12 protein-coding genes are annotated in these 14,719 nt (G+C 61.8%); 2 read left to right on the plus strand and 10 right to left on the minus strand.

The annotated features are described in order from the left end of the window. Window positions 1–15: 15 nt before the first annotated feature. Both ACQ7C1_RS03985 and ACQ7C1_RS03990 read right to left on the minus strand, forming a co-directional pair. Window positions 16–2,520, minus strand: a complete 2,505-nt coding sequence (locus ACQ7C1_RS03985; RefSeq protein ID WP_430957404.1) for a methyl-accepting chemotaxis protein — start codon at window positions 2,518–2,520, stop codon at window positions 16–18. Between the two features lie 217 nt (window positions 2,521–2,737). Beyond that, a complete protein-coding gene (locus ACQ7C1_RS03990; RefSeq protein ID WP_430957405.1) occupies window positions 2,738–3,466 on the minus strand; it encodes an endonuclease/exonuclease/phosphatase family protein in 729 nt (242 codons plus the stop codon). A gap of 125 nt (window positions 3,467–3,591) precedes the next feature. Here ACQ7C1_RS03990 and ACQ7C1_RS03995 point away from each other — a divergent pair, with 125 nt between their 5' ends. Then, a complete protein-coding gene (locus ACQ7C1_RS03995) occupies window positions 3,592–4,551 on the plus strand; it encodes a lysylphosphatidylglycerol synthase domain-containing protein (protein ID WP_430957406.1) in 960 nt (319 codons plus the stop codon). Here ACQ7C1_RS03995 and ACQ7C1_RS04000 read toward each other — a convergent pair. After that, window positions 4,498–6,033: a phospholipase D-like domain-containing protein gene (locus ACQ7C1_RS04000; RefSeq protein ID WP_430957407.1), complete on the minus strand. Its 1,536-nt coding sequence runs from the start codon at window positions 6,031–6,033 to the stop codon at window positions 4,498–4,500. The genes ACQ7C1_RS03995 and ACQ7C1_RS04000 overlap by 54 nt on opposite strands. Window positions 6,034–6,138: 105 nt before the next feature. Between ACQ7C1_RS04000 and ACQ7C1_RS04005 the strand changes: the two genes are divergently transcribed. Then, on the plus strand, window positions 6,139–7,386 hold the full coding sequence (locus ACQ7C1_RS04005) for a DUF763 domain-containing protein (protein WP_430957408.1): 1,248 nt from the start codon (window positions 6,139–6,141) through the stop codon (window positions 7,384–7,386). A gap of 3 nt (window positions 7,387–7,389) precedes the next feature. On the opposite strand, the gene ACQ7C1_RS04010 is transcribed toward ACQ7C1_RS04005, so the two are convergent. From ACQ7C1_RS04010 to ACQ7C1_RS04040, 7 genes are all read right to left on the minus strand, one after another. Continuing rightward, the gene (locus tag ACQ7C1_RS04010) at window positions 7,390–8,307 is read right to left on the minus strand and encodes a DMT family transporter (RefSeq protein WP_430957409.1); all 918 of its coding nucleotides are present in this window, start codon (window positions 8,305–8,307) and stop codon (window positions 7,390–7,392) included. A 187-nt stretch (window positions 8,308–8,494) separates the two neighbouring features. Beyond that, a complete protein-coding gene (locus ACQ7C1_RS04015; RefSeq protein ID WP_430957410.1) occupies window positions 8,495–9,238 on the minus strand; it encodes an ABC transporter ATP-binding protein in 744 nt (247 codons plus the stop codon). Then, window positions 9,235–10,089, minus strand: coding sequence for an ABC transporter ATP-binding protein (locus ACQ7C1_RS04020; protein ID WP_430957411.1), 855 nt, complete (start codon window positions 10,087–10,089; stop codon window positions 9,235–9,237). Before ACQ7C1_RS04020 ends, ACQ7C1_RS04015 begins: the two co-directional genes overlap by 4 nt. After that, window positions 10,086–11,018 carry an ABC transporter permease gene (locus ACQ7C1_RS04025; protein ID WP_430957412.1) on the minus strand — a complete coding sequence of 311 codons (933 nt, stop codon included), beginning with the start codon at window positions 11,016–11,018 and terminating at the stop codon, window positions 10,086–10,088. Before ACQ7C1_RS04025 ends, ACQ7C1_RS04020 begins: the two co-directional genes overlap by 4 nt. Window positions 11,019–11,022: 4 nt before the next feature. Continuing rightward, complete coding sequence (locus ACQ7C1_RS04030; protein WP_430957413.1) at window positions 11,023–12,120, minus strand: ABC transporter permease; 1,098 nt, start codon at window positions 12,118–12,120, stop codon at window positions 11,023–11,025. 5 nt (window positions 12,121–12,125) lie between these two features. Then, the gene (locus ACQ7C1_RS04035; protein ID WP_430957414.1) at window positions 12,126–13,712 is read right to left on the minus strand and encodes an ABC transporter substrate-binding protein; all 1,587 of its coding nucleotides are present in this window, start codon (window positions 13,710–13,712) and stop codon (window positions 12,126–12,128) included. A 46-nt stretch (window positions 13,713–13,758) separates the two neighbouring features. After that, entirely contained in the window at window positions 13,759–14,703 is a 945-nt protein-coding gene (locus tag ACQ7C1_RS04040) for a dihydrodipicolinate synthase family protein (protein ID WP_430957415.1), read from the minus strand. Window positions 14,704–14,719: the final 16 nt, after the last annotated feature.

The following is a 14,719-nucleotide window of genomic DNA, read 5'->3' on the forward strand; positions in this document are numbered from 1 at the left end:
CATCACAACATCGCTCTAAGCAGCGGCAACGCGGCCTGCGCCGGTGTCATCCAGCTGGAACTGGTCGATCAGTTGAAGGAGCGTTCTGGTCTCATCGGCAAGTTCCTTCGTCGCTGCGCTGGTTTCCTCGACCATGGCGGCATTCTGCTGCGTCATCTGATCCATCCTGTTGACGGAGGAGTTGACCTCGTGCAGCGCGTTGTACTGCTCCCGGCTCGAGCGGGCGATGACATCCATCTGCTCGGATGCGGTGACCACTTTTGCGGAAATGCTTTCGAGGACTTCACTCGTTTCGCGAACGACCCGCGCCCCATTGGTAATCTCCGCTCGCGAACGCCCGATGAGTTGCTTTATCCTTTGGCCGGCCTCCGCGGAGCGCTGGGCGAGATCGCGGACTTCCTGGGCCACGACCGCAAAACCTTTGCCGGCTTCGCCGGCGCGGGCGGCTTCGATGCCGGCGTTGAGCGCGAGCAGGTTCGTCTGGAAGGCGATATCATCGATAACGCCTATGATCTGCACGATCTCGTCTGAAGCCGCTTCGATCTTGCTCATCGCGTCGATGGCGCTCGCAACCACCTCGGATGAAGAATCGGCCGTCTTCTTGGTATTGGTGATAATCTCACGGGCATCGTCGGCGCAGGCCGCCGACGAACGAACCGTTGTGGTGATCTCCTCGATGGCGGCGGCGATCTCTTCGAGCGCGACGGCCTGCTGTTCCGTGCGTTTCGCGAGGTTGCTGGCGGACAGATCCATCTGACCGGCATTGCCCTCGATCATCCGCGTGTTGGTGCGTATCTGGTCGATCGTTTCCTGCAGACGAAGCAGTGACGAATTGAAATCGTTGCGAAGCTGCTCCAGCCGGCCGAAGAAAGGCGTTGCGATCGTCTGGGAGATGTTGCCACGTGCCAGGCGCCCGAGCCCCTCGGCCAGTGCCGTCACCGCAAAATCGATCTGCTGCTCGACCGCGCGTTTCTCCTCGTCATTGCGGTGCCTTTCTTCCTCGGCCCTCGTCCGTTCGATCTCGCTGCGTTCCTCGATCTCGACCTTGGCGATCGCATTGTTCTTGAAAACACCAAGCGCACGGGCCATGTCGCCGATTTCATCGGCGCGGCTTTCGCCGACGATCGACGTTTCCAGCCTGCCGTCCGCCAGTCGCCGCATTGCCGAGGTAATTTGGTTGATCGGCCCCTTCAGTGTCACAGTCAGGCCGATGCCGGCGAGAATTGCGATCACTACGCCGAGGACCGTAGTGCCGAGCGACATGGAGTTGGCGTTGTTGCGTTCGTCGGCCGCGTTCTGCCTCTGCATTTCGGCGAAAGCCGTCAGCTGGGACCACATCCGATCCACGTCGGCGGCGGCGGCACGGAATTCGTCCTGGCGCTGCGCGCTGATGCGGACGAGGTCGGCAGCGGATTTCTGCATCTTGTCCAGCGCCGGCAGAAGCTTCGGTTTGAGATTGTCGAATTGTGCGACACCGCCAGCATTGGAAATCATCATGTCCAGACCTTTTCTGACGGTGGTGATCTCCTGCGAAAGCCGCTGGAGATTGGCATCCGTCGGGGCCAGCGTCAGCTTCGCCAGGACGATCTGGATCACGTAAGCCGAGGTCGTCAGCTTCTGACCGTCTCTCTGACTGGTCTTGGCGCGCTCGACCGTTTTGGCTGTCTCGGCCGCCTTGTCGGTCACGGCCTTGATCCGTCGTGTGGCGACCACCTGCAATTCGGGCAGCCTGGCGACGATCTGACTGGTAGTATCCCTGAGGCCGGCTGCACGTTCCTCGGTCTGGCCGGAGGTTTCGACGAGCGGCTTCAGGGAAGCGACGGCGTCGTCGATCGCCTTTTTGGCATCCGGCGCTTCGCCGCCAAGAGCCATTCCCACGATGCGCTGCTGCCGGGCGAGCTCCTCCATATCCGGGCCGGCAATCGTGCCTGCTGCCTGGGCCTTGTCGTGCAGCGATTGGGCGAAGGACGCGAAGTCCGAAATACGCTGTGCGTCGGCCAGGGTGTTGCGGGATTCATCTTCCTGAAGGTCGGCGGTACGCTGGAGAGCCTTGGTCCCTTCGACAATATCTGTCTGAGACGATACGACGACGCTCTGGGCTTTCTGAAGATCGGAGAGCAGTGCTGCCCTGCTCTCCTGAAGCTGCCACAGCAAATCCATGCGGGCTGCAATTCCGTCAATGGAAGAGAGTACCTGCTCCAGTTCCTGCTGGCCACTGCGATCTGCGCTGAGCCGCTCGATACTGGATTTCAGAAGGCTGCGCTGGTCGGCAAGCTTGGCGTTGACGGCCTCCCGGTTCTCCTGCGTGGCATTGGCGAGGAACTCGGCCATTGCCGCCGACAGATTGCGAAAGCCGCTCAAGGACTGCAGGACGGAGTTGGAAATATCCATGCGCCCCTGAAGCAGACTCGATGCATAAAAGCCCGTCGTGCCTACGGCCATGATGCTCAAGACGAACGGAATGATGAACAGCATCACCTGCGTCTGGATGCGAACCCGCGATAACAGCCTTCCCAACATCAAACCCCTCCACCTCTGCAGGAAACAGCCGATCTCGAGTGAAGGTCCCGATCCGCTCGAATCGACTCTATCCGTCTCCGTCCCGACACGTATCGTATCGGCGGAATGAATATTTCATAACGCACAATTAGTGAAATATTCGTTTCAATGTCGCTGTGGGCAACGTTGAATGTCGTTTTCTGCCGGAGACTCCGTGCCGCTCGGCGCTGGCGAATGATCAGACGAAGCTGATTTCTGCAAGAAGAGGGAGGTGGTCGGAGGCGACCCTCGTCAGCCGGGTTTGGAGCACTGTTGCCCGTTGGACGACAAGGTCTTCAGTGACGAAGATGTGGTCGAGACGCATCAGCGGATAGCGGGAGGGGAAGGTCGCTCTCGGCGCCTCGCTGCCTGCGAGCTGGGCGTCGGTCAATGAACGCGTAGCAAGCCGGTAAGTCGCCGATGACGGAATGGCGTTGAAATCGCCGCAGAGGACGCTCGGGACAGGTTCGTGCGACGGGCCGCGCAGCCAGCCGGAATTCAAGAGCGTCGTCATCTGCCGAATGCGCTCGCGCCCTCGAAGGCCGAGATGAGTATTGACCACGAGCAACTTCCTGCCGCCGACCAATATTTCGACAGATAACGCGCCCCTCGCTTCGCCGATGGACGGCAGCGGGCCGGCCTTGACCGCGCCGGTTGGCAATGCAGTGATGATTGCATCGCCATATTGCTCCTCGGCAATCGAGAGCGCCGGGTGAAAATGAGCCTGCATCTTTAGAAGGGAGGCGATTGCATGGGCCTGATCGACGCCGCCGGTCCTGCGCCTGAGGACGTCGACCTCCTGCAGAGCGACAATATCGGCTTCAGCCTCGGCGATGACCGAAGCGATCCGCCCGGGGTCGAGCTTCCGGTCGTTGCCGATGCAGCTATGCACATTATAAGTCAGGAGCTTGATCGATTTATCCGGCATAGGTCCGCTGAAACTGATCTCCCCTCGAGAGACGGGACTCGTTCTCCCCGAGGGGAACACAGAACTCTTTTGATCGTTCCAGATGATCGAGCCGCGGAGGCTCGCACTTCGGAAACGGACAATCGATGAATCTGAAAAGCGTAATCTGGAATGGACTGCTCGTTGCCGCCCTTTGTATTGCGGGCTTTCTTCTTTATCGGATCTTCCGCCAGTATAGCCTGGAGCAGATCGTTCAATCGGTCCGCAGCATACATTTTGCGACCTTCGGTGCCGCATTGCTCTTCGCGGCGGCATCCTATCTATGCCTCAGCTGTTTCGATTTGCTGGCGATCCGTTCTCTCGGCAAATCTCTGCCTTACCGGAGGATCCTGCTCGCCTCCTTCATCAGCCTTTCGCTCGGCCACAATATCGGCTTTGCAGGTCTGAGTAGCGGCGTCTTCCGCTATCGTTACTATTCCCGCTGGGGACTGACTACGGAGGACGTCGCAAAGATCATCCTGTTCTGCGGTGTTACAGTGGGGCTCGGCCTCATCACGCTCGGCGGCCTTGCGCTGATCGTCAATCCAGCTGACGCGGCACGTCTGCTGCGTCTCGATGCGGAAAGCACCCAGGCCTTCGGGCTGCTGGCTCTGATCGTGCCGGCCGCCTACGCTGGGCTGGCGTTCTTCATCCGCGGCAAGCTGCGGCTGTGGCGATGGTCGTTTCAACTGCCGCGCTTCCCGATCGCGGTGGCGCAGGTAGGCGTCGGGACGATCAATTTCATGCTGGTGTCCGCCTGTCTGCACCAGATGCTCTCGACCTTCGGCGATGTTGCCTTCTTCCGGTCCGTCACCGCTTACGTGCTCGCCAATTCGGCGATCCTGGCAACCCATATCCCGGGCGGCCTCGGCGTGCTGGAGGCGACCGTCTCCTACGCCGTGCCGCAACAGGCCTCGATCGGTGCGCTGATCGCTTTCCGTTGCGCTTACTTCTTCATCCCGCTGGCGCTAGGCACCACACTCCTCGTCACCAGCGAATTCATCTTCCGACGATCACGCAGTGCGAGCGAAAAGGCGGACGAGCGCGCCGAGGCCCAGTCGGTGTAAGAGCAGAAAGGGCCGGGTCGGGTCGAAGATCGCCGTGCCTGCGATCGGCGAGACTTTGCCAGACAGTTCGACGGCAAATTCCCTGAGGCCGCGAGCCCCTTGGTTGAGTGCGTCGATCGCCTCGATCATCGAGCCCCTTTGTGCATAGGCCGCGGCAAGGGCCCCGGGAGCCACTCCGAGATATTCCGCCAGCAGGCGATTGCGCAGTTCCGTCATCGCGCGGCGATGCTCGGCGGTTTCAGCTTCGAACAGCAGATCGCATTCCGAATCCAGGCCTTCCGAGCGATTGTTGAGATTGGACGATCCGATACGAAGGAGCTCGTCGTCGGCGATCATCAGTTTGGAATGGATGAGCACTTCAACCTCGCTGCCTGCTTGCACTGACTGCCCAGGCACTTGCGGCCCGGCCACTTGCGGTCCAGGCACGACGGGGTAGTAGACCCGCAGGCGGTTGGCGCGATCGGCGCGTTTGAGGCGGCGGATGACACGGTCGCGATTGCCGCCCATGACGAGCTTTTCGATCAGTCCGTGAGAGCTGCGCGTGCAGATGACGACCACCTCCGGCCCGTCCCTTTCCTGTAATCGTGCGGCGATGGCGTCGGCAACCCGGAAGGAGGCGAGATATTGCGCCTCGATGTAGAGCTGGCGCCGGGCTCGGGCGATGATCTCCAAGGTCGAGGCGATGCCGTCGCTGATGCCGCTACGCCAGGTGGTCGCCGGCTCTGTCAGGGCGAAACCCACAGGGACGTCCCGCAGCGAAACGGAAAGGGTATCCGGCCAGGCGAACGGCATGCTGTCGGCGAGCGCCAGGTGCTTTTCGCCGGTGGCTTCCTCCCAGCGCCGCCTGGCGATATCGCCGATCAGCCGGGCGGCGTCACCCGTGACCATTGCCTGCACGTCGTGGAGCGGGTCGTAAGGGGCGCCCTCGGGATCGCGCCGCAGCCTGTCCCTGGCGCGATGGCGCCTGGTGTCCCATCGTCGTGCCGTCAAGTCTATGCCGCCGATGAAGGCAACCTTGTCGTCGATGCAGACGAGCTTCTGGTGATGACAGCCGCGCAGCGCCCCTTGAAGAGCAAAACGCAAATCGATTCTGGCATTTCTGGGGAAATTCTTCTTTCGAAGCAGATCTATCGATTTGTCCGAATAGATCGGCCCGAGCGCCCAGATAAGTATGCGAATTTCGAGCTCGGGATTTTCCGCTGCCAGCGCATGCAGCAGGTCGGCCAAGGTGTCTTCAGACTTTTCGGGTTCCATTCGAATGTTTGGATGAAAATCCCATCCAACGATCCACACATTGCGGCGGGCCTGCCGCAGCGCCTGCGAGACTTCGGCGAAATATGTGTTGCCATTGATCAGAAAGGCGGCTTTGTCCGCGCGTCCCTGGAGCCGCAATGCCGTAGATCCCTCTTTTTCGCCGCTCGGATGTTGCGCTTTTGTTCGGGTCAGGTACGGTTGATCGGACATGGTTTGAAATGCGGTCATGTTTGCCTCTGCGATTTGACTGAAAGCAAACGCCTGAAATTTCGCGCGGTTCCGACCAGGACGCTGCTGCCGAGGCGGACGGGCATAGAAGATGTAGGAAAAGAAATGTCACGACGAGCAGGCAGTGCCGACCTTCCCCTTCACGGGGGACGCGTGCCGCATTGGCTTGGCGACCGGATGACGCGACTGGGAACGCTGATCACAGAAGCGATCATTCATCATTATGGCCGCGATGAATTCCTGCGCCGGCTCGCCCACCCTTTCTGGTTTCAGTCCTTCGGCGCAGTCATGGGCATGGATTGGCATTCCTCCGGCATTACGACAAGCGTTCTCGGTGCATTGAAGCGCGGGCTGAAGCCGCGCGCCGTCGAGCTCGGCCTGCATGTTTGCGGCGGCCGAGGCACGCATTCGCGCAAGACCCCTCAGGAGCTGGTGTCGATCGGCCAGCGCGTCGGCCTTGACGGGGAGGGCCTTGCGACGACGAGCCGCCTCATCGCGAAGGTCGACAGCGCCGCGCTTCAGGACGGCTTCGACCTTTATCTTCACGGCTTCATCGTCGCCGATGACGGCCATTGGGTGGTGGTGCAGCAGGGCATGAACGGTGACCGGCGTCAGGCCCGACGTTATCACTGGCTGTCGGAAGGGCTCGAAAGTTTCGTCGACTCGCCGCATGCGGCAATTGAAGGCAGAAGTCAGGGCGAAATCGTCAATCTCGCCGACAAACGCGCAGAGCACTCGCGGCGCGGCCAACTGGATCTGCTGGCAACCCTCGGCCCCGACAGGATTATCCGTGAGGCGGCCGCGCTGATGCGTGCGGAGGAGCCGACGCCGGAACCTGCCGAACAGCCGATGCTGCCGCACCTGGTCATGCCTGCTCATCATGATGTCCGCGAGAGCGATGTCCACATGCGCCGCCTGCATGGAAATCTGGCGGCTGCGGCCGACCGCGGGCCAGCGGACTTTCAAGAACTGCTCCTCGTTCCAGGCGTGGGCGCCCGGACGGTGAAGGCTCTGGCGTTGGTGGCGGAGGTCGTGCACGGCGCGCCCTGCCGTTTTTCCGACCCGGCGCGCTTCTCCATCGCCCACGGCGGCAAGGACCGCCACCCCTTCCCGGTGCCGCTGAAGGTCTATGACGAAACGATCGGCGTGATGAAATCGGCGGTGCTGAAGGGCAAGCTCGGGCGAGAAGAGGAACTGCAGGCGCTGAAGCGCCTGGACGATCAGTCCCGGCAGATGGAACGCTATGTTACGGGTCTCGATCTTAAGGAGATCATCGCCGGCGAATTCCGCCAATCCGCCGATTTCGGAGGCCGCAGCGTCTTCGGCTGGGAGCCGCCGCCCGGGGAGGATTGAACCTCAATGAGCGTCAGACGGCACGGCTTCGGCCGGAATCGTTTCCTTCAAATTCTTCCGGTGGAAGATGAAGAGACCGGCAAAGACGATGATTGCGGCGCCGATGATGATCTGCGTATCGGGAATGTCATTGAAGAAGATGTAGCCCAGTACGATCGCCCATAGCAGCAGCGTATATTGCAGCGGCGCAAGCAGCGATGCCGGTGCGAGCTTCAGCGAGCGGGTGATGAGCAGATGCGCGCAAGTGGCGACGATACCGAGCAGCAGCATGCCTGACCAGTCGATGGGTGTAGCCGGCTGCCAGTGGCCGATGCTGAGTACGATGCCGATGGCAAGCGCCGCAACCGTCTGCCATGTCACAAGAGTGGTGTCGCTGGTCGAGCGGAGATAGCGGCTCATCACCAGGGAGAGTGCAAAGGAAAGGCTGCCAGCAAGGCCGAAGAGCGACGGAAGCGACAGCATCGCCGTCGAAGGGCGCAGCGCGATAACGACGCCGGCGAAGCCGACAAGAACGGCAAGCCAACGGCGCCAGCCGATCTTTTCCCCGAGAAAGAAATGCGAGATCGCCGCAATGTAGATCGGCCCGGCCATGTAGAAGGTCATGACGTCGGCGAGCGGCAGATAGGCGACGGCGGCGTAGAACAGCGCAACATCGCCGGTCGCCATGGCGACCCGCATGAACTGCAAGCCTTTCTGCTCGACGCGGAAGAGCGCCATCGGCCCCTGCCGCAGGATCATCGGCCCGAGCACGATGAAGGCGCCGACCGAGCGGATCACCAGCACCTGGCCGACGGCAAAGCTGGTCATCAACCACTTGCCCATCGCATCGTTCAGCGCGAACAGCAGATCGCCGAGCAGCATCAATACGACGCCAGTCATGATCAGGTTTCCGGCATTGGCGACGGCCGTATTGGTCTTCATTCCTCGAATCCTCGCAAAAATGGCCGCGCATGCGCGGCCAGGTGCGGCTTCAGCCTTAAAGCGGCCGATGTCAAGTGTTCACTTGTGTACAGACGCCACAAGCGTGCGCTTGGTGGGAGCGGCCGGCCGGCGAATACAGTCGTTGAAGACTGCGACCTGCTTTCTGTCAGCGGTAAATGGAGGAATTCTACGCTCTGCCATACATTCGGCTCGCCCGCAGCAAGCGTTGCGAATAGGGATGTTCGACCGCGCCTTTTCGCAAGGCCTCGATACCGACCTGTTCGACGATCTCACCCGCTTCCATGATGGCGACGCGGCTGCACATGTGGGAGACGACGGCGAGATCGTGGCTGACGAGGAGATAGGTGAGGCCGCGCTCTTTGCGCAGGTCCTGAAGCAGATTGAGGATTTCCGCCTGGACCGAGACATCTAGCGCCGAAGTCGGTTCGTCGAGCAGCAGGACGTCGGGGTTCAGCATCAGAGCCCGGGCGATCGCCACGCGCTGCCGCTGCCCGCCGGAGAGCTGATGCGGAAACCGGTAGCTCAGCGCCGGGTCGAGGCCGACAGATCTGAGTACGGCGTTCACATCGACGGAATTCCTGTCCAGACCCTGGTTGCGCAACGGCTCCTGCAGCTGCGACCGGATGGTCTTGCGCGGATGGAGCGATCCGTACGGATCTTGAAACACCATCTGCACCCGGCGGAAGAAGGGCCGGGTGCGCTGCCTGTCCAGCGTTTGGCCGTTGAGCGCGATCTGCCCATCATAATTGGCGTTGAGGCCGGAGAGCGCCCGAAGGACCGTGGATTTGCCGCAGCCGGATTCGCCGACCAGGCCAAAGGCCGTGCCGCTCTCGACGGCGAGATTGACGTCTCTGACCACAGGCCTTTGCCCGTGTCCAAAGCGGATGGTGAGATTGTCGATCCTGATCATCGCGGCGGCTCCACTGCGAGTTCGTCAAGCCAGGCGGGATCGCGCTTCAGGATCGGCAGCCGGGCCGGCGGATCCTCGATCTTCGGCAGCGATGCCAGCAGTCCTTGCGTATAAGGATGCTTCGCCTTGTCGAGATCGCGGGCATCGAGCACTTCCACGACGCGGCCGGCATACATGATAAGGACGCGGTCGCAGAAATTGCGAATGAGGTTGAGATCGTGGCTGATGAAGATCAGGCCGAGATTGCGGCGTAAGACCAGCTCGTCGAGCAGGGCCAGGATTTCGAGCCGCACCGTCACGTCGAGCGCCGAGGTCGGCTCATCGGCGATCAGCACTTCGGGTTCGGCGATCAGCATCATAGCGATCATCACGCGCTGGCCCATCCCGCCGGATATCTCGTGCGGATAGAGGCGGGCGACGCGCTCGGGATCGCGGATCTGGACCGCTTCGAGCATTTCGAGCGCCTGGCCATAAGCTTTCCCGGTGCGCTCCTTGGGATGATGGAGGCTATAGGTCTCGGCGATCTGTTCGCCGACCCGCATGACCGGGTTGAGCGAATATTTCGGGTCCTGCAGGATGAGCCCGATCCGCCGTCCCCGGATCGTCATCATCGTTTTCTCGTCCGCCTTCAGCAGATCGACATCGCCAAAGCGCATTCGATCGGCGCTGACCTGTGCCGTCGGCGGCAAGAGCTTCATGATGGCGCGCCCGACGGTCGATTTGCCCGATCCGGATTCGCCGACGATTCCGAGTTTTTCCTGTCCGAGCGTGAAGCTCACGCCGCGCACCGCGCGCATATGGCCGCCGCCATAGGCGATTTCGAGGTTTTGGATGTCGATCAGCCTGGTCATTCCGCCCCCCTGGGATCGAGGACGTCACGAAGTGCGTCGCCAACGAGATTGAAAGCAAGGCTGACGAGCGCAATGGCGATGCCGGGCGCTGCGATCACCCAGGGACTGTCAAGCATGAACTCACGCCCGCTTGCGGCCATCGAGCCCCATTCCGGCCATGGCGGCTGTGCGCCGAGGCCGAGAAAGCCGAGGCCGGCGGCGGTGATGATGATGCCGGCCATGTTGAGCGTGACGCGGACGATCACCGAGGGAATGCACATCGGCAGGATGTGGCGAGTGATGATTGCGAGCGAGGTCGCGCCCTGCAAGCGTACGGCGGCGATGTAATCCGCCTTGCGCAGGCTGAGCGTTTCGGCGCGCGCCAGCCGCGCGATCGGCGGCCAGGCGGTCAGCGAAATCGCGATGATCGCATTTGTGATGCCGGGGCCGAGGGCGGCGGCAAAACCGAGCGCCAGCACGAGGCCGGGGAAGGAAAGGAAGATATCGGTAATGCGCATAAGGATTTCATCGACGATGCCGCCGAAATAGCCCGAGAATGTGCCGATCAGCAGACCGAGCGGGGCGACGATGATCGTCACCAGCATGATGATATAGAGCGTCGTGCGCGCGCCGTAGATGACACGGGCAAAGACGTCGCGGCCGAAATTATCGGTCCCGAGCCAATGTTCTGCCGAAGGCGGCGCAAGCCGTGCGGCCATATCCTGGACGATCGGATCGTAGCTCGTCAGTAACGGGGCAGCGGTCGCCGCTACGATCAGCAGCACGATGACGATGAGGCCTGCCAGCCCCAGCGGATGCAGGCTGAATTTCTGCCAGCCCTGATGGATCTGCTGCGCCGACGACTGAAACCACCCCTGAGGCTCCGGTGCCCGTAGCCAGTTGCGAAGGCCGGCATGGGTGCTGTCTGCGTCTTCGGTGGAGATCGTCATGGCGTCACCGTGTTCTCGGATCAAGGATGCGATAGAGGACGTCGGACAGGATGTTGATCGTCAGGAAGACGGCGCCGATCGTCAGCACCGAGCCCATTACGACGTTCATGTCGTTCATCTGCAGCCCGCGGGTGAGGTACTGCCCGAGCCCGGGCCAGCCGAAAACGGTCTCGATTAGCACCGCGCCTTCGAGCAGGCCGCCGAAGGTCAGCGCCAGGATCGTCAGGAGCTGCACGCGGATATTCCTGAAGGCATGGCGCCAGATGACTTTGCGGGTGCCGAGCCCCTTTGCCCTCGCGGTGATGATGTATTCCTGGCTCAGCTGCTCCAGCATGAAGCTTCGCGACATGCGGCTGATATAGGCCACGGAATAATAGCCGAGAATCGCCGCCGGCAGGATGATGTGGCCGAGCGCGTTGTGGAACACGTCCCATTGGCCCTGGACCGCCGCATCGATCAGCAGAAAGCCCGTTAAGGGTGTAACAAGGCCTTCGTAGAAGACGTCGATCCGGCCTGATGCGCCAACGAGCTTCAGCTTCGCATAGAAGACGAAGAGCGCCATCAGTCCGGTCCAGAAGATCGGGATGGAATGGCCGGCAAGGGCAACGATCCGGGCAATGTGGTCGATGACGGTGCCGCGCCTGACGGCGGCCGTGATGCCGAGCGGGATGCCGACGATCGCCCCGATGATCATGGCGATGATGGCAAGCTCGATCGTCGCGGGAAATATCGTCATCAGATCGGTCAAGATCGGCTGACCTGTCGTCGCCGACATGCCGAGGTCGCCTGTGGCGATCTTGCCGACGTAGGAGAGGAACTGCATCCATATCGGCTGGCCGAGGCCCAACTCGTTATAAACGCGATCATAAACCTCCTTGCTGACCTCCGCCCCAGTGATTGATAGCACCGGGTCGGCGGGCAGCAGGCGGCCCATCGAAAAGGTGAGGAAGAGCAGGCCGAGCAGCGTCGTGACGACAGCCACCACGCGACCCGCCAGGCGCCGCAGCAGGCTGATCAGAGGGTGCGGGGCCGCCTCCGCGAACCCGCCCTCCGTCGAGCGGCGGCCCGCCTCCTGCTTCGATGTCAGATCGGCGCTCGCCACGCGCTCTACTCCTTGGTCACGTCATGCCAGCGCGTCGACCATGTCGTGTGCCCGTGATAGCCCTTGACGTTGGCGCGCATGACATAGGGGTCGGTTCGCTGGAAGAAGATGACCAGCGGGGAAGCCATGCCGGCATAGATGCCGTCCATCTTCTTGAAGATGTCAGTGCGTTTGCCCGTGTCGCGCTCTTTCATCGACTGATCGATGAGCGTGTTGAGCTCGTCCACCTTCATGCCGGTCCGCCAGAGATAATAGCTGCCGAGACGTGCCTCGTCGCTGTTGTCGGGGTTAAAGGCATATTGCGTGGCGACGGCGAAGGGATCGGGCAAGCGGGCGCCGGAATTGCCGAGCAGCACTTCGAATTTGCGCTCGCGGAAGGCGGGCGTGAATTCCCCAGGCACGAGATCGAGCTCGAAGCCGGCCGCCCGTGCGCTCGCCTGCAGCGCTTCTGCGAAAGGCAAGGTTGGTGCCCCCGACGGATTGAGCACTTTCTTCAGGCCATTGGGATATCCGGCCTCCGCCAGCAACTGCTTGGCCTTAGCGGGATCGTAATCGTAGCGGACATCAGCCTCTTCGGGAGCGCCGATCATCCCGCGCGGGATCATGGACTGCCAGGGAAAGCCGGTATAGCGCATGATATTGCCGGAGATCGCCTTCCAGTCGAAAGCGTGCTGGAAGGCCTCGCGAACCTTCGGCTTCTGCAGATCGGGATCTTTCTGGTTGAGGGCGATATAATAGAAGCCGAGACCCGGAACGTTCTCGATGATCATATCCTTGTTGGTGGAGAGCGCATCGAGATCGCCGCTTGCCACATACTGGCCGACATCGACGTCGCCGGCTTCAAGCTGAAGCCTGAGATTGCCGGATTCCGGAATATGGCGGGCGATGACGCGCGCCATGGCGGGCTTGCCGCCCCAGTATTTCGGCTGCGCATTGAAGATCGCCACGTCGTTCGGTCGCCACTGCGCCAGGCTGAACGGGCCGCTGCCGGCGGAATTGGCCGAGAGCCAGGCGCCGCCGAAATCGCCGTTCGCGTCATGCGACAGCACCGTCTTCTTGTCAACGATGCCGATCGAGGCGCCTGCCAGCGAATAGAGCACAAGGTCGGTATTGACCGCCTGCGGCAGCTCGATCTCCAGCGTGTGTTCGTCCTTGGCGCGGACGAGCTTTTCGACGTTATCGGCAGTGAAGCCCCAGAGCGCGACGTCGGTGGAGCCGACCTGACCCATCTTGATGACGCGCTGGATCGACCAGGCCGCATCCTCGGCGGTGACCTTGTTGCCGCTCTGGAAGACCGCGTCGTCGCGCAGGGTTAACGTGATGACCTTACCGTCGGGCGAGACGACCCATTTCGTCGCAAGCATCGGCTTCAGCGTCTTGAGGTCATCAGGCGACAGCTGCACGAGATTGTCGTAGAGGTTCGAGATCAGCTCGGATACCGTGCGGGCATTGTTCTGAGCCGGATCGAGCGTGCGGATACCTGTCAGATTCGTGCCGATGACAAGCATGTTGGGCGGCGATGCCGCCAGGCTAGGCTGCGCCGCCATCAGGGCGCCTGTCATTGCGATCGTCGTCAGTAGCTGTTTCAGCATCTCAAGACCTCCCAATCCTGTTGCTTGCGGAAATGATGTTTCGAACTTAGCCGGCTGCCTTGACGTCCCGTCGGTCTGTTTGAATGTCGCCCTCGGCCTCCCAGCCTCGAAGCAGTCGATGCAGCTCGTCGCGATCCTGCGCGTCGAGCCGCGGCAATCCCGGCACGCGCACCGGGCCGACATCGAGCCCGGAATAGGTGACGGCCTCTTTGACGACCGTGACATTCGCGCCGTTGCGGAACTTGGTGCGCATCCGCTCGAAGGGTTCGAGCTTGTTGACGATTGCTCTCGCCGCGGCGAAATCGCCTTTTTCAAGCGCTTCGTGAACGGCGAGCGAAAGCTTCGGAGCGACGTTGACGAGACCCGAGGTGAAGCCGCGCGCGCCGGCTGCGGTGAATGTTGGCGCCCAGCTCTCCGCCAGGCCGCAGACGAACAGCGCGCCATTCGGATCGGCGGCGGGGATCGCCCGCGACAGCAGCATCAGATCAGTGGTGGCGAACTTGATGCCGGCAATATTGCCGTGATTGGCAAGACGGACGATCTCGGCGACGCTGAAACCTTCTGCCCTGACATAGGCGACGAGCGGCAGGGGGGAAGCATCGGCGAGATTGCAGAAATAATCGATCTGGGCCGATGGTGCCGCGAAAGGGTCGACGGGCTGATGCGACATGACCGCCGATGCGCCGATCGCGGCCGCATCCCGAGCCATGCCGATCGCCTCCCGCAGCGACCGGCCGATCGCCGCCGTCACCGGCGCGCGGCCGTCGACTCCCGATACCGCCGCCTCGTGGACGATCCGGATTTCCTGCGGCGTCAGAGCATAGAATTCCCCGGTATTGCCGGCGGCGACGATGTTGTGAATGCCGGCTACAGCCACGCGCTCATAGACCTTCGCGGTAATCCGGGGCTCGACTTCACCCCCGGCGTCATAAGCCGTGACGGGAACGCCCGACACGCCCCTAAGCGCCTTGCGCATGCTCGCGATGCTCATTTTTCTCCCCCGTTCG

This window comes from Rhizobium sp. Nf11,1, assembly GCF_050587665.1.
In the GTDB taxonomy this organism is placed as follows: Bacteria; Pseudomonadota; Alphaproteobacteria; order Rhizobiales; family Rhizobiaceae; genus Rhizobium.

Coding starts and splice junctions, on each gene's coding strand:
- ACQ7C1_RS04015 (WP_430957410.1), bottom strand. CDS start 9,238: ATGATCAGGATCGACAATCTCACCATCCGCTTTGGACACGGGCAAAGG.
- ACQ7C1_RS04020 (WP_430957411.1), bottom strand. CDS start 10,089: ATGACCAGGCTGATCGACATCCAAAACCTCGAAATCGCCTATGGCGGC.
- ACQ7C1_RS04005 (WP_430957408.1), top strand. CDS start 6,139: ATGTCACGACGAGCAGGCAGTGCCGACCTTCCCCTTCACGGGGGACGC.
- ACQ7C1_RS04010 (WP_430957409.1), bottom strand. CDS start 8,307: ATGAAGACCAATACGGCCGTCGCCAATGCCGGAAACCTGATCATGACT.
- ACQ7C1_RS04000 (WP_430957407.1), bottom strand. CDS start 6,033: ATGACCGCATTTCAAACCATGTCCGATCAACCGTACCTGACCCGAACA.
- ACQ7C1_RS03990 (WP_430957405.1), bottom strand. CDS start 3,466: ATGCCGGATAAATCGATCAAGCTCCTGACTTATAATGTGCATAGCTGC.
- ACQ7C1_RS03995 (WP_430957406.1), top strand. CDS start 3,592: ATGAATCTGAAAAGCGTAATCTGGAATGGACTGCTCGTTGCCGCCCTT.
- ACQ7C1_RS04035 (WP_430957414.1), bottom strand. CDS start 13,712: ATGCTGAAACAGCTACTGACGACGATCGCAATGACAGGCGCCCTGATG.
- ACQ7C1_RS03985 (WP_430957404.1), bottom strand. CDS start 2,520: ATGTTGGGAAGGCTGTTATCGCGGGTTCGCATCCAGACGCAGGTGATG.
- ACQ7C1_RS04025 (WP_430957412.1), bottom strand. CDS start 11,018: ATGACGATCTCCACCGAAGACGCAGACAGCACCCATGCCGGCCTTCGC.
- ACQ7C1_RS04040 (WP_430957415.1), bottom strand. CDS start 14,703: ATGAGCATCGCGAGCATGCGCAAGGCGCTTAGGGGCGTGTCGGGCGTT.